Annotated in this window: 17 protein-coding genes; 5 read left to right on the top strand and 12 right to left on the bottom strand. The window is 72.1% G+C overall.

Going from position 1 to position 23,895, the window contains the following annotated elements:
• Window positions 1-41: 41 nt before the first annotated feature.
• Window positions 42-2,105 (bottom strand): phosphocholine-specific phospholipase C, encoded by a 2,064-nt coding sequence (locus ACFC0D_RS06880; RefSeq protein WP_376431841.1) that lies wholly within the window; start codon window positions 2,103-2,105, stop codon window positions 42-44.
• Window positions 2,106-2,404: 299 nt separating this feature from the next.
• Here ACFC0D_RS06880 and ACFC0D_RS06875 point away from each other — a divergent pair, with 299 nt between their 5' ends.
• A complete protein-coding gene (locus ACFC0D_RS06875) occupies window positions 2,405-4,036 on the top strand; it encodes a protein kinase (protein WP_376431839.1) in 1,632 nt (543 codons plus the stop codon).
• Window positions 4,033-4,674: a hypothetical protein gene (locus tag ACFC0D_RS06870; protein WP_376431837.1), complete on the top strand. Its 642-nt coding sequence runs from the start codon at window positions 4,033-4,035 to the stop codon at window positions 4,672-4,674. Before ACFC0D_RS06875 ends, ACFC0D_RS06870 begins: the two co-directional genes overlap by 4 nt.
• Before the next feature lie 51 nt (window positions 4,675-4,725).
• On the opposite strand, the gene ACFC0D_RS06865 is transcribed toward ACFC0D_RS06870, so the two are convergent.
• Window positions 4,726-6,162, bottom strand: a complete 1,437-nt coding sequence (locus tag ACFC0D_RS06865; RefSeq protein WP_376431835.1) for a DEAD/DEAH box helicase — start codon at window positions 6,160-6,162, stop codon at window positions 4,726-4,728.
• A gap of 138 nt (window positions 6,163-6,300) precedes the next feature.
• Entirely contained in the window at window positions 6,301-6,504 is a 204-nt protein-coding gene (locus ACFC0D_RS06860) for a cold-shock protein (protein ID WP_033201600.1), read from the bottom strand.
• Between the two features lie 331 nt (window positions 6,505-6,835).
• Between ACFC0D_RS06860 and ACFC0D_RS06855 the strand changes: the two genes are divergently transcribed.
• From ACFC0D_RS06855 to ACFC0D_RS06845, 3 genes are all read left to right on the top strand, one after another.
• Window positions 6,836-7,501, top strand: a complete 666-nt coding sequence (locus tag ACFC0D_RS06855; protein WP_376431833.1) for a GntR family transcriptional regulator — start codon at window positions 6,836-6,838, stop codon at window positions 7,499-7,501.
• A gap of 161 nt (window positions 7,502-7,662) precedes the next feature.
• Complete coding sequence (locus ACFC0D_RS06850) at window positions 7,663-8,967, top strand: amidohydrolase family protein (RefSeq protein WP_376431831.1); 1,305 nt, start codon at window positions 7,663-7,665, stop codon at window positions 8,965-8,967.
• Between the two features lie 366 nt (window positions 8,968-9,333).
• Window positions 9,334-10,686 (top strand): amidohydrolase family protein, encoded by a 1,353-nt coding sequence (locus ACFC0D_RS06845; RefSeq protein WP_376431829.1) that lies wholly within the window; start codon window positions 9,334-9,336, stop codon window positions 10,684-10,686.
• A 3-nt stretch (window positions 10,687-10,689) separates the two neighbouring features.
• Here ACFC0D_RS06845 and ACFC0D_RS06840 read toward each other — a convergent pair whose 3' ends face one another.
• The 9 genes from ACFC0D_RS06840 to ACFC0D_RS06800 form a co-directional block, all read right to left on the bottom strand.
• Complete coding sequence (locus tag ACFC0D_RS06840; RefSeq protein ID WP_376431827.1) at window positions 10,690-11,076, bottom strand: barstar family protein; 387 nt, start codon at window positions 11,074-11,076, stop codon at window positions 10,690-10,692.
• 73 nt (window positions 11,077-11,149) lie between these two features.
• Window positions 11,150-13,531 carry an ATP-binding cassette domain-containing protein gene (locus ACFC0D_RS06835; protein ID WP_376431825.1) on the bottom strand — a complete coding sequence of 794 codons (2,382 nt, stop codon included), beginning with the start codon at window positions 13,529-13,531 and terminating at the stop codon, window positions 11,150-11,152.
• A gap of 161 nt (window positions 13,532-13,692) precedes the next feature.
• Window positions 13,693-14,949: an amidohydrolase gene (locus ACFC0D_RS06830; protein ID WP_376431823.1), complete on the bottom strand. Its 1,257-nt coding sequence runs from the start codon at window positions 14,947-14,949 to the stop codon at window positions 13,693-13,695.
• Between the two features lie 118 nt (window positions 14,950-15,067).
• Complete coding sequence (locus ACFC0D_RS06825) at window positions 15,068-17,026, bottom strand: TOMM precursor leader peptide-binding protein (RefSeq protein ID WP_376431821.1); 1,959 nt, start codon at window positions 17,024-17,026, stop codon at window positions 15,068-15,070.
• Window positions 17,023-17,778 (bottom strand): ABC transporter permease, encoded by a 756-nt coding sequence (locus ACFC0D_RS06820; RefSeq protein ID WP_376431819.1) that lies wholly within the window; start codon window positions 17,776-17,778, stop codon window positions 17,023-17,025. Before ACFC0D_RS06820 ends, ACFC0D_RS06825 begins: the two co-directional genes overlap by 4 nt.
• On the bottom strand, window positions 17,775-18,737 hold the full coding sequence (locus ACFC0D_RS06815; RefSeq protein ID WP_376431817.1) for an ATP-binding cassette domain-containing protein: 963 nt from the start codon (window positions 18,735-18,737) through the stop codon (window positions 17,775-17,777). Before ACFC0D_RS06815 ends, ACFC0D_RS06820 begins: the two co-directional genes overlap by 4 nt.
• 57 nt (window positions 18,738-18,794) lie before the next feature.
• Window positions 18,795-19,916, bottom strand: coding sequence for a metalloprotease (locus tag ACFC0D_RS06810; protein WP_376431815.1), 1,122 nt, complete (start codon window positions 19,914-19,916; stop codon window positions 18,795-18,797).
• Window positions 19,913-21,049 (bottom strand): lantibiotic dehydratase C-terminal domain-containing protein, encoded by a 1,137-nt coding sequence (locus ACFC0D_RS06805; protein WP_376431813.1) that lies wholly within the window; start codon window positions 21,047-21,049, stop codon window positions 19,913-19,915. The genes ACFC0D_RS06810 and ACFC0D_RS06805 overlap by 4 nt, the downstream gene beginning before the upstream one ends.
• Window positions 21,037-23,895, bottom strand: a complete 2,859-nt coding sequence (locus ACFC0D_RS06800) for a lantibiotic dehydratase (protein WP_376431810.1) — start codon at window positions 23,893-23,895, stop codon at window positions 21,037-21,039. The genes ACFC0D_RS06805 and ACFC0D_RS06800 overlap by 13 nt, the downstream gene beginning before the upstream one ends.

The raw sequence follows: 23,895 nt of genomic DNA, 5'->3' as shown, positions 1-23,895 counted from the left end.
CCGCCGCACCGTCCGACCCGCCGCACCGCCCCTCTCCCGTGCTAGCCCGTGACGATGCCGGGGTCGCTGACGCCGGGGGCACCGGTCTCCACATGACCGGCGAAGCGGCGCAGGAAGGTGCTGTCGCCGCTGGAGACGACCGACACGTCGTACCAGCGCCCGCTGCCGCTCAGGTCCACGGTGTGCGTCACGGTGGCGCCCGGGGCCACCGTGAAGGTCCGCGACTGTCCCCCGTAGGCCGGGGCGTTGGTGACGGTGAGGGTGACGCCCGCGGCGCCCGCGTTCTTCATCGTCAGCGCCAGGTCGCCGCCGACACCGTCATGACGGGCCGTCACCTCGGGGCCGGCCTTCGTGCCGGGTCCCCGGAAGCGGCGCAGGAAGCCCTGCGGGCCGGTGGCGGTGAGGTCGTACGTCCCCGCGGAGTACGACGTGTTCCAGGTGTCCGGCAGGCTCGTGCCCGCCCCCGTGGTGTACGTCCACGGCCCGTCGGTGCGGTTCGGCGCCGTGATGTAGAAGTGGGCCCCGGCCTTGGCGCCCGCGCCGAAGGTCAGGGTGTAGCGGCCGGTGGACGGGGTCGCCGAGCCGTCGACGTACAGCTCGTACGGCAGCGGCCTGATCGGCCGTGCCCCTGCCTCCTGGACGGGCAGGACCGGCTTGGTCGGCGGCTTCGGCACATAGCTGGGGTGCCGCTCCTTGTCCGGCGGCTCGTAGGCCGAGGTGTCGGGCAGCGGGGCCGGCGCGGTGTCTTCGAGTGCGAAGTCGAAGGCCGAGGTGAGGTCGCCGCAGACGGCCCGCCGCCAGGGGGAGATCTGCGGTTCCTGGACCCCGAAGCGGCGCTCCATGAACCGGATGATCGAGGTGTGGTCGAAGACCTCGGAACAGACGTAACCGCCCTTGCTCCAGGGCGAGACGACGAGCATCGGCACGCGTTGGCCCAGACCGTAGGCACCGGCGGCGTATCCGGCGTTGCCGGTGAACCAGTCGAGGGAGGTGTCGACGGTGGAGCGTCCCTGGGCGGCGGAGGCCGGCGGGTAGGGCGGGACGACGTGGTCGAAGTAGCCGTCGTTCTCGTCGTAGGTGATGAACAGCGCGGTCCTGCTCCACACCTCCGGGTTGGAGGTGAGCGCGTCGAGGACCTGCGAGATGTACCAGGCGCCGTAGTTCGAGGGGAAGTTGGGGTGCTCGGTGAAGGCCTCGGGGGCGGCGATCCAGGAGATCTTCGGGAGCCGGTTCGCGGCCACGTCGGCGCGCAGGATGTCGAAGAAGCCGCCCCCGTTCTTGACGTCGGTGCCGGTGCGGGCCTTGTCGTACAGCGGGTTGCCCGGCTGGGCGTTGCGGTACTGGTTGAAGTAGAGCAGCGAGTTGTCGCCGTAGTTGCCGCGGTAGGCGTCGTTGATCCAGCCCCAGTGGCCGGCGGCGTTCAGACCGTCGCCGATGTCCTGGTAGATCTTCCAGGAGATCCCGGCCTGCTCGAGCCGCTCGGGGTACGTCTTCCAGCTGTATCCGGCCTCTTCGTTGCCGAGGACGGGGCCGCCGCCGGTGCGGTCGTTACCGGTGTGACCGGTCCACATGTAGTAGCGGTTGGGGTCGGTGGCCCCGATGAACGAGCAGTGGTAGGCGTCGCAGACGGTGAACGCGTCGGCGAGCGCGTAGTGGAACGGAATGTCGTTCCGGTTCAGGTACGCCATGGTGCCCGCGGACTTCGCGGGGATCCACTGGTCGTACTTGCCGTTGTTGAACGCCCGGTGGCCGCCCGCCCAGTCGTGGTTGAGCCCGGCGATGAACTGCATCCCGAGGTCGTCGGCCGTCGGGTGGTACGGCAGCACGGTCTTGGTGCCGTCCTGCTGGTGCCAGACCGACTTGCCGCTTGGCAGCGTGATCGGTCGGGGGTCGCCGAAGCCTCGGACGCCGTTCAGCGCGCCGAAGTAGTGGTCGAAGGAGCGGTTCTCCTGCATCAGCACGACGATGTGCTCGACGTCGGCGAGGGTCCCGGACGCGCGGGCGGCGGGAATGGCGGCGGCCCGGGCGATGCTGCTGCCGAGGGCGGAGAAGCCGGCGGTGGCACCGGCTATCTGGAGAAAGCGGCGCCGATTGAGTTCCGTCATGGGTCTGAGCACCTCTGATGGATTCCGGGGGGGACGGTGGTCCGAGCGAGCCCAAGATCAGTGGGTGAGGGGACGAGGACGTGTCGTCGAGACGAGGGGGCGCGGTACAGGACATGAACGCGGAACCGGGCGGGCGTCCCCACGGCCGGAATCACCGTAGAGTCCGCGGTCGCACGGCCGAGCGCGGTCGTCGAAGAGTCCATGGGGTCGTACGAGAAGTCCATGCGCCGCCCGTGCGCCCTTCCCGGGAACCGGCCGTGGCCGGAATCTGTCCCCAATGAAGGAGGAAGGGGGGCGGAATGGACGCATGGGTGGTCCCCGGGTACACGGAGTACCGGGAACTGGGTTCGGGCGCCAGTGGGCGGGTGGTCCTCGCCGTCCACGACGCGACCGGTGTGCCGGTGGCAGTGAAGTACCTCGGCGAACGCCTGCGGACGGACGCCGCGTTCATCCGGGGCTTCCGGGCCGAGGCGCGCCTGCTCGGCGGCCTCGACTCGCCGTACGTCGTGGGTCTGTACGAGTACGTGGAGGCCCCGCGCGGCGCGGCCATCGTCATGGAGCTGGTCGACGGGCTCGCGCTGCGCGCGCTACTGGCCCGGGAGGGTGCCACCGGCCCCGAGGCCGCGCTGGTCGTGCTCAAGGGCTCGCTCCTGGGTCTTGCCGCCGCGCACCGGGCGGGGGTCGTGCACCGCGACTACAAGCCCGAGAACGTCCTGGTCGCCGCCGACGGCTCGTCCAAGCTCGTCGACTTCGGCATCGCGACGGACCGCGGCAGCAGGCCCGGCGTCGCCGGCACCCCCGCGTACATGGCTCCCGAACAGTGGAACGGCGAGCCCGCCTCCCCCGCCGCCGATGTGTACGCGGCGACCGCGACCTTCTACGAGTGCCTCACCGGACACAAGCCGTTCACCGGCCAGAACATCGCCGAACTGGCGCTCCAGCACCTCGACGCCCCGGTCCCCGACGCGGACGCGCCGGAACCGTTGCGCCCGCTGATCCGGCGCGGTCTCGCCAAGGCTCCGGAGCAGCGGCCGGCGAACGCGGCGGCGTTCGTGACCGAGTTGGAGACGGTCGCCACGGCCGCCTACGGGCCGGACTGGGAGGAGCGCGGTCAGCGCAGACTCGCCGCGCTCGCGGCCCTTCTCCCTCTGCTCCTCCCCTCGAACGGTGGCGGGCAGGCCTCGGGCACGACCGCCCTCCACACGACCACCCTGCCGCCGAGCGGGGGTCGTGGGACGCGGCTGTGGCCGAGGGTGCTTCCGGCCGGTGTGGGGGCGCTGATCCTGGCCCTGCTGGCCGCCGTCGCCGCGCGCGCAGGGGACGAGGGTGCGGGCCGTACGACGGCCGAGGCCTTCGCCACCACGAGCGCGCTGCCGACGGTCTCGGTCTCCCCGACGGCCGTGCCGTCGGAGACGACGTCCCCGGAGACGACGCCTCCGGAACCCACACCGTCGGCGTCCACCGGATCGACTCCCCCCTCCACTCCCCCGCCGTCGGAGTCGCCGTCGCCGACCGGGACTCCGACGGCGACTCCGACGACGGCCGCTCCGACCACGACCGCTCCCCCCACGGATCCGGTGACCAGCCCGCCCACGAGCCCCCGGCCGGTCGGCGTGAAGTCGGTGTCCGTCACCGGCCTGCGGCAGACCGGCACGGGCACCGCCGAGGCGACCTTCGAGGTCGTCACCGACGGGACCGGCCCGGTGACCGTCCTCGTCGGCTGGTTCACGAGCGACGCCAAGGGAGAGCCGGGCATCGCCGACGGCTCCGAGAGCCTTCGCCGCAGCGGAGCGACGCGCTACACGTTCACACTGACCCACGCCTTCCGGGGCAACGGCTGTTACTGGGGTGTGCGGGCGACGACGGACCCCTCGGCCGCGAACGGCGGTTCCACGCAGCAGGTCCTCACCCGGGGGTGCACGATCTCATGAGCGATCCACGACAACGCCCGTACGACTCGGACGAGTACAGCGCCACGGTGCTCGGGAGCCAGTGGTTCGAACGGCCGGCGGACGACGTGCCGCCCGACCGTGTCGAGGGCGAGGTCCTGCGATTCGGCCCCGGCGTGACCGCGGCCGTCCGTCGACGGGCGGTCGACGGGCCCACGACGGCGCAGATCTGGCACGGCACGCTGCCCGGGCAGGACCCCGGCGGAACTCCCCCGCGCCCCCGCCGTCGGGGGCTGGGGCGGTACGCGCTGGCGGGTGTCGTGCTGCTGGCCGTGCTGGCGTTCCTGGCGTGGCAGCGGCTCGGGCCGACCGTGTCCGTACGCGGGGTGGCGGTCGCCGCGCCCGCGCAGCCGCTCGGCTGTGACGGTACGGCGGACGTCGTGGCGGTGGTGGAGACCGACGGGCGGCCGGGCACCGTGACGTACCGCTGGGAGCGCAGCGACGGCACTACGTCCGGGCTGCTGCGGGAGCGGCTCGCCCGGCATCAGACCCAGGCGCGCCTGCATCTGCTGTGGACGTTCCGCGGCCGGGGCGAGCATCGGGCGACGGCCAGGCTGGTGATCGTCTCGCCCTCCTCGGGGCACACCGCGGAGACCCGCTTCACGTACCGGTGCGACTGAGGCCGGGTACGACTGAAGCCGGGTGCGACGAACCCCGGGGCGGCTGAGACGTCAGCGCCCGCGGCGAACGCGGGCGGCCTTGCGGGCCTCGGCCATCTTGCGGTCCTCGGCCGACCGCCGGGACTCGTTCTTGGCACGGCCCGGCTTGCCGGGGACGGTCCCCATGCCGCGGAAGGGCTTCCCGCCGCGCTTGGGACCTTCGCTGCTCGGCGCGCTGCCGGCGACGGGGACGCCGGAGGGGGCCTTGGCGCCGGTGATCCGGCTGAGTTCGGCCTCGCCGGAACGGACCTGGGTGACCTGGGGGCGGAGCCCCGCGTCGGCCATGAGGCGGACCACGTCGCGCCGCTGGTCGGGCATGACCAGCGTGACCACGCTGCCCGACTCCCCGGCGCGCGCGGTGCGCCCGCCACGGTGCAGGTAGTCCTTGTGGTCGGCCGGCGGATCGACGTTGACGACCAGGTCGAGGTCGTCGACGTGGATGCCGCGCGCCGCGACGTTGGTGGCCACGAGGACCGTGACGTCGCCGTTCCGGAACCGCTCCAGGGTGCGGGTGCGCAGCGGCTGGGACTTGTCGCCGTGCAGGGCGGCGGCCCGTACGCCGCTGCCCAGCAGGTGCGCGGTGAAGCGGTCGACCGAGGCCTTGGTGGCCAGGAACATGATCACGCGCCCGTCGCGGGCGGCGATCTCGGTGGCGGTGGCGTACTTGTCGGCGCCGTGCACCTGGAGGACGTGGTGCTCCATGGTGCCGACGGCCGCGGCCGAGGGGTCGACCGAGTGGACCACCGCGTCGTGGAGGTAGCGCTCGACCAGGAGGTCGACGTTCTTGTCGAGGGTGGCGGAGAACAACATCCGCTGGCCGTCGGGGCGGACGAGGTCGAGCAGTGCGGTGACCTGGTCCATGAAGCCCATGTCGGCCATCTGGTCGGCCTCGTCGAGGACGGTGATGTCCACCCGGTCCAGGCGGGCGTCCTTGCGCTCGACGAGATCCATGAGGCGACCGGGGGTCGCGACGACGACCTCGGCCCCGTCGCGCAGCGCGGTCGCCTGCCGCCCGATCGACATGCCGCCGACCACGGTGGCCATCCGCAGCTTCAGCGCCCGTGCGTACGGCGTGAGCTCGTCGGTGACCTGCTGGGCAAGCTCGCGCGTGGGGACGAGGACGAGCGCCCGTGGCTTGCGCGCCTCGGCCCTGCGGCCGGCGGTGCGGACGAGCAGCGGAAGCCCGAAGGCGAGCGTCTTGCCGGATCCGGTGCGGCCCCGCCCCAGGACGTCGCGCCCGGCGAGGGCGTTCGGCAGGGTGGCGGCCTGGATCGGGAAGGGCGTGTCGACGCCGTGAGCGGTGAGCAGCTCCCGTACCTCTGCGGGCAGGCCGAGCTCGTCGAACGACGCGGCGGCGGAAAGGGCCGGGGTGTGGCTGACCGGCTGCGCGAATTCGTCCTTGGACGTGGAGGTACGACGGGTGTGGTCCGGGCGGGCTGAACTGCTCATGGAAACCTTTGTGGAACCTGGGTGGGCACCTGCGTGCCGGAAAATGGCCGGGATGACCGGAAACGGCCGAGAAACGCAACGAGCTGGGACCCTCACCACTCGGGTGAGGGTCCCAGCTGCGTCAAGACGCTGAGGACGTCAGGCGGGGAGGATGTTCTCCGCCTGCGGGCCCTTCTGGCCCTGCGTGACGTCGAAGGTCACCTTCTGGCCCTCCTGCAGCTCACGGAAGCCGGAGGTCGCGATGTTGGAGTAGTGGGCGAACACGTCCGGGCCGCCACCCTCCTGCTCGATGAAGCCGAAACCCTTTTCCGAGTTGAACCACTTCACGGTGCCAGTAGCCATGCCATATCTCCTTCGGGGCATTACCCGGAAATCCGCACTGTGCGAATCCCGGCGTCGCCGCGATGATTTCCCCGTCCGGAAACAGCACCGAAAATACAAAAAGTGCCCGACGATTCGTCATCGTCAAAGGCACTTGAAGTCTATGGGAACCACAACTGCAACTGATCTCGACTGTAGCACGGCGTGGTCATCTGCGCACGGAATTGCCCATTCCATCTTGGCTTCGCGGCAAGATCCTCGAGCGGTCGGCCCGGACCGGCCGCGGAGCCGGTGTCGCGCAGGGCGCCGGACGTATCCTCGCCCGGGACACGCCGAACGGAGGGCCGGGAACGTGGCGGACGACAGGAAGACCGGCTCGACGGCCTCGCTGAGCGCGCGAGCGCGCGAGGCCGTGCTGCAGAGGATCGTCGACCGGCGGTACGCGCAGGGCGCCCGGCTCGTCGAACGCGAGGTCGCCGAGGAGCTCGGCATGTCGCGCGTGCCGGTGCGCGAGGCGCTGCGCGCGCTGGTCGCCGAAGGGCTCCTCGAGCTGCTTCCGCACAGCGGGGTACGCGTACGCCGCCTGGAGCGCGCCGACGTGGAGCACCTGTACGAGGTGTGGGAACCGCTGGCCGTCCAGGCGTCGCGCCTCGCGGCGCGGGCCGCGGCGGCGGGACGCACCGAAGGGCTCGCCGCCCTGGAGGCGACGCTGCGTCAGGCCGAGTCGGCGGCCGCGGCGGACGAGGGGACGCGCGAGGTGGCCGCGCACACCGCGTTCCACGAAGGCGTCGTGGAGCTGTCGGGCAATCCGCTGCTCGCGCGCACGATGGAGCAGCTGAGCTGGCAGCTGCGCCTGCTGTTCGGCCTGCGCGCGGAGCCCGCCCACATGAGAGCCCAGCACGCCGAGATGTTCCGACACATCGCGGCCGGCGACACGGAGGCGGCGGGGGCGAGCACGCTTCTGCACGTGCGGGACAGCAGGGCCGTCGCCCTGCGCTCGCTCTTCGGCGACGCCTGAGGCTCTTTGTATACCAAGGCCCCGCGGGCCGTCCGCGACATCACCGACACCTTGCCGTTCTCCAGGTAAGACACCATCACGGGGGCATCACCCTTGCCTCACCTCTCGCGCTTGGTATACAAAATCGGGGAGCCGCCCCTCCTACTCCCCAAGGAGCTCCCATGTGCGTCGAAGCCACGCCGCCACCCCCCAGCAGGCTGACCCGTCGGGGCGTCCTCGCCGGTGCGGCCGCGCTCGCCGGCACCGTGGCCGCGGCCGGCTCCGCGGTGGCCGCCCCCGCCGACCGTGACGGGGCCTCGCCCACCGCTCGCCGGGACGACGGTGGCGCCGGGTCTCGGGGCGGAAGCCTCGTCATCGAGGGCGGTACGCTCCTCGACCCGGCCACGGGCGAGGTCACCGAGAACGCCGTCGTCGTCATCGAGGACGGGACCGTACGCGCGGTCGGCCGACGGGGCCGGGTCACCGTGCCGCCGGACGCCGAGGTCCTCGACGCCCACGGCCGCTGGGTCCTGCCGGGTCTCGTCGACGCGCACATGCACCTGAGCACCGCCGCCGAGGCCCGCTCCGCCGTTCTCAAGGGCGCGACCAGCGCGCGCAGCGGCTCGACCTCCTTCTACCAGGACATCGCCGTCCGCGACCTCGCCCGGCACAGCCCGGCCCTCGCGCCCCGGTTGACCGCCGCCGGAGTCTTCGTCACCCCGGACCTCGGCGACAGCCTGCTCGCCGACCCCGAACTCACTCCGCTCGTACGCCTCAAGGACGGCGTGCGCTCGGCCGAGGCACTGCGCCGTGTCGTCGAGGTGAACCTCGACCGCGGCGCGGACGTGATCAAGACGCGCGTCAACGAGCGCGCCGGGCTTCCGGAACAGGACCCGCTCGCCCAGGTGTACTCGCACGAACAGCTCGCCGAGATCGTCGCGGCGGCCCGACGGCGCGGCAAGGGCGTCCTGTGTCACAGCTACAGCGAGCAGGGCTGCCACGACGCCGTGACGGCGGGCATCCGCTCCCTGGAGCACGGCGCGTTCGTCGGCGAGCGCACGCTGCGCGAGATGCGGCGCAGAGGGACGTACTTCACCCCCACCCTCACGGCCATCGCCGGCCTGGCGGAGTCCACGAACCCGGTCCTCGCCGAGCGGGGACGCACCTACCTCCCCGTCCTGAAGCGGGCGGTCCTCGCCGCACACGAACAGGGCGTCCCGCTCGCCGCCGGGACCGACTCCTCGGGCGGCACCGTGCGCCCGATCGGCCGCGAGGTGGAACTGATGCGGGCAGCCGGTCTGCCGGCGCTCGACGCGATCCGCACCGCCACGACCGGCGCCGCCCGCCTCCTCGGTCACGAACGCACGGTGGGCCGCCTCGCGCGCGGATTCGCGGGTGACGCGATCCTCGTGGACACCGACCCGCTGTCCGACGTCACCACGCTCATGCGCCCGGTCCGCGTGGTGCGGGCGGGCATCCCGGTCTGACCCGGCGGCCGCGCGTCGGGGGCCGTCGGACAGCGCCACGGCCCGTGCGCCCCAGGCGAGCCGTGGCCCATGGGCCGGCCCCGTCCCGTCGGCGCTCACGCCACGCGGCCCATGGGCCCGCGCGTCGGCCCGTCAGGTACGAACCGACGCCCGCACGATGGCCCATGTCCCGGGCCGCCGCAGCGTCGTGGCCCGTTCCCCGGCCCGCCCGCCCCGTGCCGCCGCCGCGTCAACTCCCGTACGTACAGCCGACATCCCCCGCAGCCGGACATCCCCCGCTCCCCACCACCGCACGCCCCGGCTGTCCACCGTTCCTCGACACAGCCACCGAACCCTCCCCCTCACCACCCCGCCGAAGGAGTCCCCATGCAGCCGTCCTCGCCCTCCCCCAGCGCGCTCTCCCGTCGCACGATGCTGGCCGGTGCCGCCGCCCTGGCCGGCACCGCCACCTGGGCCGTCGGCACCCCCGCCGAGGCCGCGACCGTGTCCGCCGAAGGGTCGGCGTCGGCAGCCGTGTCCGGTGCGAAGGGGCGCCGCGACAAGGCCGTGGTCTTCCGTAACGTGCGCCCGTTCGGCGCGGCGAAGCCCACGGACCTGGTGGTCGTCGACGGCCGCGTCTTCGACGGCCCGGCGCCGCGCGGCGCGAAGGTCGTCGACGGCGGCGGCCGGATCGCGCTTCCCTCCCTCGTGGACGCGCACATCCACCCCGACAAGACGACCTGGGGCGGCTCCTGGGTGTCACGGAAGCCGGCGAGCGGCATCGCCGACTACGTCGCCCAGGACGTGGAGCTGTTCCGCAGCCAGCGCCGCCCCGTCGCGGAGCGCGCGTACGGGCTGATGGCCCACGCCGTCACCCGCGGCACGCGGGCCATGCGCGCCCACGCCGATGTGGCTCCGGCCTACGGTCTCACGGGTGTCGAGGGAGTGGCCGAGGCCCGGGAGCGGCTGCGCCACGCCCTCGACATCCAGATCGTGGCGTTCCCCCAGCACGGCGTCGTCCGCACGCCAGGCACGGCGGAACTGCTGGAGGAGGCGGCGCGCGCAGGCGTCATCGACATGATCGGCGGTATCGACCCGATCGGTTTCGACGACGCCCTCGACGAGCAGCTCGACCTCGTCTTCGGCATCGCGGACCGGCACGGCGTCGGCGTGGACATCCACCTGCACGACCGTGGCGAGAAGGGGATCAAGGCAATGCGCGGCATCATCGACCGCACGCGCGCCCTGTCCCTGGCCGGCAAGGTCACCGTCAGCCATGTCTTCTGTCTGCCCGGCCTGACCGACGGCGAACTCGGTTCCCTCGCCGCCGACCTGGGCGACCAGGACATCGCCCTCACCACGGTGGCGCCGTCCGACTCCCTCGTGCTGCCGATCGCCCGACTGCGCGAGCACGGGGTGCGGGTGGGGCTCGGATCCGACGGTGTGCGCGACTCCTGGAGCCCGTTCGGAAACGCCGACATGCTGCACCGCGCACATCTGCTCGGGTGGGTGACGGACGTACGCCTCGACGAGGAGCTGACGAACTGCTACCGCGTCGCGGCCCACGGAGGCGCCGACGTCATGGGGCTCGACCATGCGGACCTGGAGCCCGGCGCCCCGGCCGACTTCGTTCTCGTGCGGGGCGAATGCCTGCCCCAGGTCGTGGTGGACATGCCGCGGCGCGACATGGTCGTGCACGGCGGAGTCGTGGTGGCCCGCGACGGGGAGTTCCTCGACTGAGGATCAGCGGAGCACCAGCGCTCCGGGGACCTGGGCTTCGAAGATCTCGACGATCCGGTCGAAGACCGTCGGTCCCCGGCCGGCGCGTGCCGCGTCGAGCTTCTCGGCGACCGCCGGCCTGTTGTCGGGGTGGCAGCGCTTCAGCCGGAGCTCCAGTTGGCGGGCGGTCTCCGGGTGCCCCAGCGCGTGCCGGGAGTGGGCGTGGTCGTGCCACTCCACCGTGAAGTCGCCGTTCTCGGGGGCGCCGTAGCCGCCGCGGAGGCAGTCGTTGAACGCGTCGAGGCTGCTGCCGAAGTAGCCGCCGGGACCGTTGACCGCTTCACCCATCACCCGCCAGAAGTCCTCCAGCGCCTCGATGCGCCCGCCGTCCAGTACGAAGATCGTTGTCACTCGACAAGGCTAACGCCAGGGGGTGTCCGGCCGTGGTCCGCCGGACACCCCCTTCAGCACTGTGCGGCTTCGGTCAGCTGCCCACGTAGGCCGCGAGGTGCTCGCCCGTGAGGGTGGAGCGGTCGGCGACGAGGTCGGCGGGTGTGCCCTCGAAGACGACCCGGCCGCCGTCGTGGCCGGCGCCGGGGCCGAGGTCGATGATCCAGTCGGCGTGCGCCATCACCGCCTGGTGGTGCTCGATGACGATGACCGACTTCCCGGCGTCGACGAGCCGGTCCAGCAGCCCCAACAGGTGCTCGACGTCTGCGAGGTGGAGGCCGGTCGTCGGCTCGTCGAGAACGTAGACGCCACCCTTCTCCGCCATGTGCGTGGCCAGCTTGAGCCGCTGCCGCTCGCCGCCGGACAGCGTGGTGAGCGGCTGGCCGAGGGTGAGGTAGCCGAGCCCGACGTCGGAGAGACGTTCGAGGATCTTGTGCGCGGCCGGGGTGCGGGCCTCGCCGGCGCCGAGGAACTCCTCCGCCTCGTTCACCGACATAGCGAGCACCTCGCTGATGTCACGGCCGCCGAGGTGGTACTCGAGCACCGACGCCTGGAACCGCTTGCCCTCGCAGTCCTCGCAGGTGGTGGCGACACCGGCCATCATGGCCAGGTCGGTGTAGATGACACCGGCGCCGTTGCACGTGGGGCAGGCGCCCTCGGAGTTGGCGCTGAACAGCGCCGGCTTCACGTCGTTGGCCTTGGCGAACGCCTTGCGGATCGGCTCGAGCAGTCCGGTGTACGTCGCGGGGTTGCTCCGCCGCGAGCCGCGGATCGGGCTCTGGTCGATCGCGACCACGTCCTCGCCGGCGGGGATCGATCCGTGGACGAGGGAGCTCTTGCCGGAGCCCGCGACACCGGTGACGACGACGAGTACCCCGAGCGGGACGTCTACGTCGACCTTCCGCAGGTTGTTCGCGGTCGCGCCGCGGATCTCCAGGGCCCCGGTGGGCTTGCGTACCGTCTCCTTGACGGTGGCCCGGTCGTCGAGGTGGCGGCCGGTGACGGTGTCGCCGGCCCGCAGCCCTTCGACGGTGCCTTCGAAGCAGACGGTGCCGCCCGCCGTACCGGCGCCGGGGCCGAGGTCGACGACGTGGTCGGCGATCGCGATCGCCTCCGGCTTGTGCTCCACGACGAGCACGGTGTTGCCCTTGTCGCGCAGCCGCAGCAGCAGGTCGTTCATCCGCTGGATGTCGTGGGGGTGCAGTCCGATCGTCGGCTCGTCGAAGACGTAGGTGACGTCGGTGAGCGCGGAGCCGAGGTGGCGGATCATCTTGACGCGCTGTGCCTCGCCGCCCGACAGCGTGCCGGCCGGCCGGTCGAGCGAGAGGTAGCCGAGCCCGATCTCCACGAACGAGTCGAGGGTGTGCCTCAGTGCGGTGAGCAGCGGGGCCACCGAGGGCTCCTTCAGGCCGCGGACCCATTCGGCCAGGTCGCTGATCTGCATCGCGCAGGCGTCGGCGATGCTGACCCGCTTGATCTTCGACGACCGGGCGCCCTCGGCGAGCCGGGTGCCGTCGCACTCGGGGCAGGTCGTGAAGGTGACGGCCCGTTCCACGAACTCGCGGATGTGGGGCTGCATCCCCTCCTTGTCCTTGGCGAGCATCGACTTCTGGATCCGCGGGATCAGACCCTCGTAGGTCATGTTGATGCCCGCGATCTTCATCCGGGTCGGCTCGTGGTGGAGGAAGGCGTGCAGCTCACGCTTGGTGAACCGGCGGATCGGCTTGTCCGAGGCGAAGAGACCGGACTCGCTGTACAGCCGGTAGTTCCAGCCGCCCGGCTTGTAGCCGGGGATGGTCAGGGCGCCCTCGTCGAGCGACTTGGAGTCGTCGTAGAGCTGGGCGAGGTCGAGGTCGGTGACCGAGCCACGGCCCTCACAGCGGGAACACATGCCGCCGGTACGACTGAAGGTCGCCTTCACCGCCTTCTTCTCACCGCGCTCGACGGTGATGGCACCGGCTGCCCGGACCGTGGGCACGTTGAAGGCGTAGGCGCTGGGCGGGCCGATGTGCGGCTTCCCGAGGCGGCTGAAGAGGATGCGCAGCATGGCGTTGGCGTCGGTGGCGGTGCCGACCGTGGACCGGGGATCGGCCCCCATCCGCTGCTGGTCGACGCTGATGGCGGTCGTCAGCCCTTCGAGGACGTCGACGTCGGGTCGTGCGAGGGTCGGCATGAAGCCCTGGACGAAGGCGCTGTACGTCTCGTTGATCAGCCGCTGGGACTCCGCGGCGATCGTGTCGAAGACCAGCGAGCTCTTGCCCGAGCCGGAGACTCCGGTGAACACCGTCAGTTGGCGCTTCGGGATCTCGATGCTGACGTCCTTGAGGTTGTTCTCGCGGGCGCCGAGCACACGGATCACGTCGTGGTTGTCGGTGGCGCGCGGCGCGGGCGTCCGCGTGTTCGTCCTCTTGGCCATGCTCTTCGTGTCTCCATCTGTTGGGCGGGCCGCTTCGGCGGTCTCCGCGGGCGTCGCCCGGCTCGCGTGGACGCTGCCCTCTCCGTACCGGTCACGCTAGTGGCGGCGCGGGGTCCACGCTTCTTGATTCCTGATCCGTCGTGTTCCGATCGCCGGCCCTCTCACGTGGCGGCGAACCGGTCGAGCGCCGCCGTCGTGAGCGCGGCGATCGCCGGGCGCAGGGCGCTGCGGATGTCGGGCGCGAAGTACGGGGAGTGGTTCGGGGCGGGTGGCGGTGGGGTGTCGGTGCCGTCGACCGCGGCCCGGCCCCATTCGGCCGGGTTCAGCACGCCGAGCATCCAGTAGACCAGGGGCACTCCGTGCTGCCCGTGGATCCCGGCTCCGGCATCCCCGAACAACGGAAAGTCCTCCGTGGCCATGGATCCCGGCCAGGTCAGGGCCCGTCCCGGGCCCAGGAGACGCGTGTGGGAGCGCCGTATCGACGCGGTGGTGCTCGGGTCGCAGCGCAGGGCCGCCGAGCGGGAGGTGACGGTCACCTCGGGTTCCCTCGGGGCACCCGCGGCGGAGCTCTCGGCAAGGACGATGCGGTGCACAGCGGACAGGGCCCGGTCGAGAGTTGCCTCGCTCGACGCGCGGATCCCGATGCCGAGGGTGGCGTGGTCCGGTATGACGTTGGAGGCCGTTCCGGCCCGTAGCGTGCCCACGGTCAGCGTCACCTGGTCGGCGGGGGCGGTCTCGCGGGCGACGACGGTCTGGAGCCGGGTCACGATGGCGGCCGCGGCGACGACCGGGTCCACCGCGAGGTGCGGGGTGGCGGCGTGACCGCCCCGTCCGTGCACCGTCACGTCGAGCACCGCGCCTGCCGCCCCCATCGGCGTCCCTTCCGTCGCGTGCGCGACGGTGCCGGAGGGCATCGGTACGGCGTGCTGGGCGAGCACGACATCGGGCCTGCCGAACCGTTCGTACAGTCGGTCGCGCAGCATGGCCTCCGCCCCGCCGAGCGTCTCCTCGGCGGGTTGTCCCACCACCAGCAGGGTGCCCTGCCATCGGTCGGAGAGGCGGGCGAGCAGCTCCGCGGTGCCGGCCGCCGCGGCCAGGTGCAGGTCATGGCCGCACGCGTGCATGGCGTCGTTGCCGCTGGCGTACGGCAGCCCTGTCCGCTCGCGGATCGGGAGCGCGTCGAGCTCCGCCCGCAGCCAGACGCGGGGGCCGTCTCCGTTGCGAAGGACGCCCACGACGCCGTGGCCGCCCACGCCCTGGGTGACGTCGCAGCCGGCCGCGGTGAGTCGCCGGGCGAAGCGGTCCGCGGTGCGGGCTTCCTCCCCGGACGTCTCGGGATGCGCGTGGAGGTCCAGGTAGAGGGTGAGAGCCGGCCGCAGGACGTCTCCGGCGAGGACGAGGAGGGACGGCGGGTTCATGGGCGGACTCCGGGGAACGGCCGGGCCTCCGCCGTGGTGTGGGGAGGCCCGGGTGGCGTGGGTTCTGGGGATCCGGTGGTTCTGGGGATCCGGTGTGGGATCAGGGACGCGGGCGGGATCAGGGGAAGGGATGCGGAGCCCGGCGGATCTCCGCGTCGGTGAGGTCGCGGTCCCGGTGTCCGCCGCGTCGTGGCGCGGTGCGCAGCCGCGGCATCAGCAGGGCGCGCTGCCGGTTCCAGCCGAAGTCGATCGGCAGCAGCCCCGGCACGACCGTGGCGACCGTCCGCAGCCCCATCCGTTCCTGCTCGGGTGAGGTCTGGTCGACGACGATGACGTCATGGCCGGCCCGGACCAGCTCGTCCCCGACCACGGCGACGTCGTCCCGCAGGTCGCCGGTGCGGGGGCGGCCGTGGCTCTCCCAGTCCCGGTACACCTCGTCGAAGGGGCGGGCCTCCGACTGCTCCAGGTAGCCCCGCGCGTGCTCGGCCATGCGGGGCAGACCGTAGAGCTGGGGATGGTCCTTCAGATGACGCACCAGGGCGAAGTCGTCGGCCATGGCCTCCAGTTCGGCGCGGCGTTCGGCGGTCTGCCGGGCCAGGTGCGGGATGTAGCTCAGGACCTCGGACAGTGCCCCCTCGACCGCGGACCTCGGGTCCAAGGAGGCCGCGGCCGCGAAGGACAAGGTGCCCGGGCCCCCGTCCCTGCGCACGCCGACCACGGTCACGGCCGGGATCGCCATGTCGATCCGGTTGTCGAAGGCGTGCACGTCGTAACCCTGCAGGGCGGCCCGCTCGACCATGGCGGCGGCGGTGGGACTGCCGACAGACGCCAGGTCGATCCGGGGCAGCAGGACCGCGCCGTACCAGCCGTTCAGGAAGGAGTCGCGCTCGACGAGTTCGAGCAGCCCGCCGAGTACCGCCTCCTCCAGGCAGCCACCGATGGCACAGCCGTTGGAGCACTCGAAGACGAAGTCGTCGTCGGCGAGCGGGATGCTGTAGTAGACCAGCCGCGACGGTACGAGCACCGGGCGCTCGTCGCGCAGCGACCAGCCCCACTCCCAGGGGAGGGGCCGGCCGGGGTCGAAGGGCCTGACCATCGGGTCGTCCCGGTAGGTCTCCGGGCCGTAGAGGCCGCACACGGCCGGGTCGATCGCCCGGGCCTTCAGTTCGTCGTACGAGCCGACGACCGGCGCGTGGCCGCCGCGCCGGTGGGTGCCCGCGTACCGCTCCAGACCCTCGAGGAACGCGAGCCGGCGGCTGGTGGCGAACGAGTTCTCCTGACCGCTCCAGGTGACGTCGTGGAGCCCCGCGTATCCACGCACGAACGCGCTGCCGGCCACCGGAGCGGTGGTGGACGAGGTGACGTCGGTCCAGGTACCGGCCCCCAGGGCGCCGCAGACGGGATTGGCGAGGGCGTCGACGGGGAGCGGGTAGGCGAAGGCCGAGCGCAGCCGGTAGGTGCCGGGGTCCGGTTTGGGACGCGGTACGAGGGTGAGCGCGCGCACGTCGTCCGGCGCCTGGGCCCGGGCTCGCGGACCGCAGTCCGGGCAGAGCGGGTCGGCGAGCAGTGGATACGTCCTGATCAGGAGGTTCGCCAGGTCGAGCCGCGTCACCTGGGGCAGGGCGCGGTCCGCCGGGTGCTCGGCCGGCGGCACCGGGCGGGGCCCGCGCAGCAGGGCCTCGCACAGCGCGGCCACGGTGTCGTGGACGTGAGGGGTGAGCAGCGGCCAGGCCCCGGCCGGGCGGGGCCCGTCGAGGCCGCCGGTCTCCAGGGCGTTGCGCTCGCTGCGGCTGCGCAGCCGCTGCCATCGCAGGGCGAGACAGCGGCCGCAGGCGGGTGCGCTGCCGTCTCCTCCCCAGGGCCCGAGCAGGACCGCCGAGGCGCTGAGGTGGACCAGCGCCGTCGGACGGTCCGCACCCCAGGGGTCCGGTGCTTCGGTGGCCGCGCCCCGCGCGCCGACGGCGCCGACCGGCACGACCCGTGGGGCGTCGGCCCCGAAGTGGCCCTCCAGGAAGGTCTGGAGGGCGTCGCGGGCCTCCTCCATCGGATGCGGGAGCAGCCGGGTGGCGGTGCTCATGAGGTCTTCGTCCAGCGGAAGGTGCGCGCCGCGACCGCCCCGAAGACGACGGCGAAGGCGACGAGCCCGGCACACCCGACGCCGATGTCGGAGAGGTCGCCCCGACCCGTCAGGGCGGCCGACACCGCGTCGTTGAGATAGCGCAGCGGCAGGATCAGCGAGACGCGCTGCAGCCACTCGGGCATGGAGTCCAGGGGGAAGAACGACCCGGACAGGAAGGCCATGGGCAGCATCAGGAAGTTGGCGATGCCGGCGACCGACTCCGGGGTGTCGGCGATGCTGCCGATGATCACCCCGAGCAGCAGGAAGGTCGTGATGCCGAGCAGCATGACGGGTATCAGCAGGGGCCACCGGGACGCGGGCACGAGGCCGAAGCCGGGAAGCATCGCCACGCCGACGAACAGCACCGACTGGACGAACCCCACGCCCAGGGCCAGGACGTAGCGGGACCCGATGACGGAGGACAGCGGGGCCGGCGACATGCGGATCATCCGGAGGATGTCGTCCGCGCGCCACTGCATCAGCGTGAACCCGATACCGAACACGGCGGCATTCGCGACGCCCCAGGAGAGCACTCCCGAGGCCGTGTAGGAGAGGTACGAGAAGCCGCTCTCCTCGACGGCCCGGCCGCGGAAGACGAGCCCGAAGACGACGAGGAAGATCAGCGGGAAGGCGAAGGTGAAGAAGACGGTCGTCTTGTCCCGGACCTGGGCGCGGTAACCCGCTGCGGTCAGGGCGGAGTAGGCGCTCATGCCTGCTGCTCCTGGTTGTTCGGGGCGAGGGGGGTCCGCCGGGCGGTGAGTTCGAGGTAGACGTCCTCGAGGCTGGGAGTGCGGGTCTGCACGCCGTCCAGACCGGTCACGGCGTCGAGGGCGGCGAGCACCCGGCCGGTGGCGCGGGTCTCCAGGACGAGGTGTCCGCCCTGCACCGAGACGCCGTCCACGCCGGGCAGGGACCGGGCCCGCTCCTCGTCGATCCGGCCGAGCGGCACCAGCAGTCGGCTACTGGCGCCGAAGGTCCGGATCAGGTGCTGCGGTTCGTCGGTGACGACGAGACGGCCTGCCACCAGGATGCCGACGCGGTCGCAGAGCGCCTCCGCCTCGTCGAGGTGATGGGTGGTGTAGACGATGGTCCGGCCCTCCGCCTTGAGACCCCGCAGGACCTCCCACAGGTCGCGGCGGCCTTCCGGGTCGAGCGAGGCGGTCGGCTCGTCGAGGAAGATCAACTCGGGTCCGTGGACCAGGGCCGAGGCGATGGCGAGCCGCTGCCGCTGGCCGCCGGAGAGGTTGTCGACCCGGACGTCGTGCTGCCCGTCGAGGCCCACGGCGCCGAGGGTCGCGTCGACGGCCGCGCGGTCGGCGCCGAACAGCGCCGCGACGGTGCGCAGGTGCTCGTGGACGGTCTGCCGTACGAAGAAGGCCGAGGACTGGGTCTGCACACCCATGCGCGGCAGCAGAGCGGTGTTGCGCGGCCAGGGCGACTCGCCGAAGACCGTGACCGTGCCGGAGTCGGCCTTGCGCAGCCCTTCCATGATCTCCACCAGGGTGGACTTTCCGGCGCCGTTGGGGCCGAGCAGGCCGAAGAACTCGCCACGCCGGATGGTCAGGGTGACCCCGTCGACGGCCCTGCGGTCGCCATAGGTCTTGGTCACGTCGCCGACCGCGACGGCCGGTTGGGCTCCGGGATCTGCGAGGGGGGCGGTGGAGCTCATACGGGTACCTCATTCATGAGTTGCGTGATCTTTCGCCGTCGAGTCGGGAGGTCGAGGTCATCGGAGGAGCAGCAGGAGGACGGCCGTGCAGCTTCCGGCCACCGCGAGCAGCACCAGGGCGACCGCCGTGACGGCGTAGGAGGTGTGGATGCGGCGGGCCCGCCGCGGATACGCGGCGACCGCCTCCCGCCCCTGCCGCCGCAGCGCCACGTAGGTCCAGGTCTCCGGGGCGAGGTTGGCGGTGCCCAGGGCGTGACCGAGGATGCGGTACCCGTCCAGCGGCGGCAGCGGCACCAGGTTGCTCAGGGCCTGCACGATGCCGATGAAGAGCACTCCGGCGAGCGGCGGGCGGATGGGGTCCGCCTGCTCCAGGAGCGCCCACCAGAGCGCGAAGGGCAGCAGGAGCACGAAGTTGACGTGTGCGCCGGCGGCGGCCACGACCGACTTGGATCGCAGGCCGGGGAGGAACAGGTAGTTGTCGACCGTGCAGTACATCATCAGCGCCGGAAACCGCCAGCGCAGCCCGATCTCGGTCACCACACCGCCGTAGTGCCGGGCGGCGATGCCGTGAGCGAGTTCGTGCAGGCAGATGCTGAACCAGAGGAAGACCGCGAAGGGGATCAGCGCGAGGGGGCGGGTCAGCAGGTCGAGGGTGCCGCCGAGGAAGGTCACCGGATCCGCCAGTACAGTGCCGATCATCACCAACTCAGCGACCACCAATGGTAGTTGCGCCCATGGGCGGAGCACTGGCGACAGCAGCCGGTGGAGGCGTCCCGCGGTCCTGTGCGCGTCCGCGACGGTCCGTCGGCTGCCCTTCCAGAAGGTGCCGGTGCGGGCGGGCGGTGGCTCGGGCGGCGCGGGGTCCGGGGAGCCGGCCAGGAGTCCCCGGGTGCCGAGCAGGCCGAGCAGCCGGGTCCACTGCTCCTCGGGGAGCCTGAGGTGGAAGCGGGCCGCGTACTCGGACACGACGTCGTCGAGGTTCCGGGTGCCGTCGAGCCTGCTGATGACGAAGTGCTCCTTGGGGCCGACCTCGAACGTGGCGCCGCTGACCGGGTGTTTGATGAGGTGCACGGTGCGCGGCCCGCGCAGCACGGGCGGGCCGATCAGCACACCCGGCCGCAGCGCGGGCCGGTAGGCGCGGGCCGCGGCGGCACGGCCGGCGTGCTCCGTGGCGCTCATGAGTCCTCCCGCGGTCCGTCACCCGGCCGCTCACGCAGCACCCGGCCCAGAACGAACGCCAGGTACGCCTCGTCCCGGATCGTCACATGCAGCCGGTTGTTGGTCATGTGCATGTACGGCGAAAGCAGCCGGGGCAACACCGCCGGCGCATGGGTCACGGTCACCAGGGGAGCCGCGTCGGGATCCTCGGCGCGCTCCTGGCCGGTGTCCTCACGGGCCGGGCCTTCCCAGGCCGGGAAGGCGAGTTCGCCGCGATCGGTGAGATCCACCACCCGCTCGCGCAGTTCCAGGCAGTGCTCGGCCCAGCCGCGCAGGAACGCCGGGAGCCGGGCCAGGTCGCGGCTCGTGACCGCCTGCCTGAGCTGGGCGAACCGGCTGCCGAGGGAGGGCGCCATGCGCTCGTAGGTCTGCTCGTACTCGGCGGATCCGATGAAGCCGGTCCCCGGGAACAGCCGGTGCCAGAAGGCGTAGTACGAGTCGAGGTACTCCGCGAGCCGCTCCTCCTCGGGCAGGAAGCAGCTCGCCATCACCATCATCAGCTGGGCGGACGTCCCGAGCAGTACCGTCCGCAGATGGAGATTCATGCTCCGGTACGCCTCCAGGACCAGGTCGCTGGAGTGCCGGAAATGCCATTCGGCGAGGTCCACACCGGCCGGTCCGCCGTACTTGGCGTACTCGGGGGCGTAGACCTCGTAGGAGAAGGAGTTGTTGGGCCTGAGGTTCATCCGGCCGTCCGCGCCCATGTACCTGGCGCGGTCCTCGCCGGGGAACTCGATGTCGAAGAGGGCGTTGTAGAAGTCCTTCAGGAAACCGGAGTCGACCTCGTAGAGGGCCGGGCGGGTCTTGAGAAAGCCGTTGATGGCCTCCTCGGCGCGCCGACGCACCTCGGCCTCGGCGCCGGGGCCGCTCGGGCGGAGGCGCAGCCGCACGTGCGGCCCCTCCAGCCAGTAGGTGATGAAGAAGTGCCCCGACAGCAGACCGTCCTCGGTGAGCCGGTCGACCAGCGGACGGACGCAGTCGACGAGCAGCGGCTGGGGGTTGGCGGCGTAGAAGATGTGCAGCGCCAGCCAGGGCGAGGGTTCGGTGCCTTCCGGGGTCGCCCGGAAGGCCGCGGGCTCGGTCAGTTCGGGCATGACGGTGCGACCTCCTGGCCGGACTGCGGGACATGGCGGGTGGTGAAGGTCTCCACGGAGAGTTCGGCCACGTGCCGGCCCCGCCGCGAGGTGACGTGGAGCCCGTCCTCGGCGGGGAGCATTTCCTGGAAGGCCACCCGGGTGCCCGGCTTCCGCTCCACGAGGGCGTCGAGGGCGGACAGGGAGAGCGGACTGTCGAAATCGACGTAGAGCGGCTTGGCTCCGATCGGGCCCCGGCCCGGGTGGGAGACCGTGGCGAAGCAGCGGTCGGGCAGCCCGTGGGCGCGCCGCCAGCGCTGCCAGTCCAGGTAGTACTCCTCCTCCCCCGTGCCGGGACGGGGTGCCGGCAGGACCTCGGCGAGCGCGGTCCAGCTGCGCCGGCCCACCACCACGTTTCCGTGGCGGACCCGCGGCCTGCGGGTGACCCCGTCCTCCGCCTCGCCCTCGGGCACTCCCGCCCATACGTCGAAGGGGGCCATGGTGGACGGGGAGAGCAGCAGCAGGGTGCGCGGGATGGCGGGCAGCGCGATCGGCACGAGATAGCCGAGGTAGACCGGCACGACCTCACGGTCGAGGCGGCGGGAGCGGAGCACCAGACGGCCGGCCGACTCGTCGTGTTCGACGTAGAGGTCGTCGAGGTGGATGAGGGCCTCTTCGGGCGCGGCGCCGGCCTCGCCCGGACAGACGATCCGGTGGTCGGTGAGCCGGCCGTGCAGGTTCAGGTTGCTGGTGACCGGCCCTCCGGTGACTTCCGCGAAGACGGCGCCGTCCGGCCTACGGTCCGCGATCTCCTCGCGCAGGGCGTCGGAGAAGCCGGGTGACGCGGTGTCCGTGTCCGGTCCGGTGCCGTCGTAGAGGTGGGTGAACCGGCTGAAGGGGAAGGCCAGTCCGCCGTAGGACTTGTTGAGGACGACGAGCTGCCGTCCTCCGTCGGGCCGGGAGAGCTGGAGATGGTGGCTCTGCGGGACGAAGCGGCCCGCGAGCGAGGCGAGTTCGGCGGCCGTTCCGGTGAGCAGGTCACCGGCCAGTTCGACCTCCTCGGCATCCTTCGCTCCGTGCTGCTCCCACAGGGCTCGCATACCGCCGTGGAAATACCTTCGGGCTCGGTCGAGGGCCTTCATCTCGCTCTGCCCGAGCCAGTTCTCCTCGGGTACGTACGCGCCGTCCGCGTCGAAGGAGGCGCGCTTGGAGGTGAAGGACACGTACTGGTCGAAGAAGTCCTCGTGGAAGTCGTGGACCAGGCCCAGCAGGTCGTCGCAGCGGCCGCCCCGGCCGTACCGGGCGACGAAGAAGCCGAGCAGGGTGATGCGTTGAGGGAGCGTCAGGTCGAAGAGCGGCAGGACGCCCTCGACGGCCCGGAGCGCCCGGCCGGTCTCCCCGTTCAGCACGGCGGGTCCGCAGACCAGGTCGTCACCCGTGCTGACGTCCTCGTACAGCAAGGTCTGCGGAAGGGTCGGCTCGGCCGCCCCCAGTTCCCGCTGCACGTCCTGGAGTTGACCACGCAGGGTGCTCAGCAGGGTGCGGCTCTCGTCGACGTCGGCCTCGGGGTAGCGGGCGAGGCAGGCGGCCGGTCCGTCGAGGAGGTCGACGAGCCGGTCGGCCCACGGCGCCCCGAGGGAGCGCAGGGCGTCCTGGTAGGACCGCAGCGGGTCGCGGCTGTGCACGTCCGTACGGAGCGCGGGAACCTGCACCATGCCGACGTTCAGCAGGGCCGACGCGTACCGCTCGCACTCGTCCCGTCCGGTCCGGTGCTCCGTCTCCAGCCAGTCCACCAGGTCCCGGTGGCGCACCACGCCGTCGTGGCCGCCGAGCCATTCCAGGAGCCGGTCCAGGGTGCCGCTGCTGCCCAGGAAGAACAGCCGGTCGCGGACCGCGTCGAAGGTGACGGCGGCGCTGTCGTCGCCCGTGGTCGTCACATGGCGTACGTAGCGGATGCGATCGGCGTCCCGTTTCCAGCCCGGAGAGAGGACCACCGGCAGGTCCTGGCGGCGTTCGTGGTCGGCGGTGATCAGCTCGGTCAGCCGGCGCAGCACCACGACGTTGAGCCGTACGTGGCTCACCCACTCCCCGCCGACCTCCAACGCGGCCCCGTCGTCCGCGGGGTCACCCGCGAAGCCCGCGAGGCCGATGGCGGTGAAGGTGCTGAAGGGGCTGGTCTTGCAGGCCGTGCGGTACAGATAGGTGAGGGCGGAACGCTCGATCTTGCGCAGGCCGTTGCCGGGCCGCGGGCTCGTGTCGCGCAGGTAGGCGTCCAGTCGGCCGTCCAGGGCGGGCGAGGCGAGCAGAAGGCCTCGTCGCAGCCGCTCCTCGGCCAGCGCGCGGCGCAACGCGCCTCGGCTCTCCTGGAGTTCACCGGCGAACAACTCGGCTCCGGTGGCCATCAGCTCCCCGAGACGCGCACGGTCCCGAAGCCAGCGGGCGGTGCGCTCGCCGGCCTCCCGGTCCAGCTCCGCCACCAGACGGACGGCGGCCTCGGGGTCGGCCGGCAGCCGGTTGTTGAAGACCCGCCGCCGCAGGTCGAGGAGGCCGCGGCGCAGCGCGGCGTCGTCCGGGCCCTCGCCGGGACCGGTGGTCGACTTGACCAGGGCGTGCAGCAGATCGCTGAGGTCCGCTCCGGCGGAGGTCAGCCGCTCCTCCTCGGCCAGTACGGCGTCGGCCCAGCCGCGGGTGTCGGGGCAGCGCAGACCGGTAACCGTCTCGATGGGCAGACCGGCCGCGCGGAGCACGAAGCGTCTGCCGGGCTCCCAGTGGGTCCCGGGCTCCGTGCCGGCGCCCGCGACGGCGGTGTCGGGGACGCCGGGGTGCTGCACGCCGGTCTCCGGGACGCCGGACTCTGTGGGTGTCAT

Origin of the sequence: Streptomyces sp. NPDC056222, from assembly GCF_042264065.1 — a bacterium.
In the GTDB taxonomy this organism is placed as follows: domain Bacteria; phylum Actinomycetota; class Actinomycetes; order Streptomycetales; family Streptomycetaceae; genus Streptomyces.
This window is presented reverse-complemented; position numbering and strand designations above follow the sequence as displayed.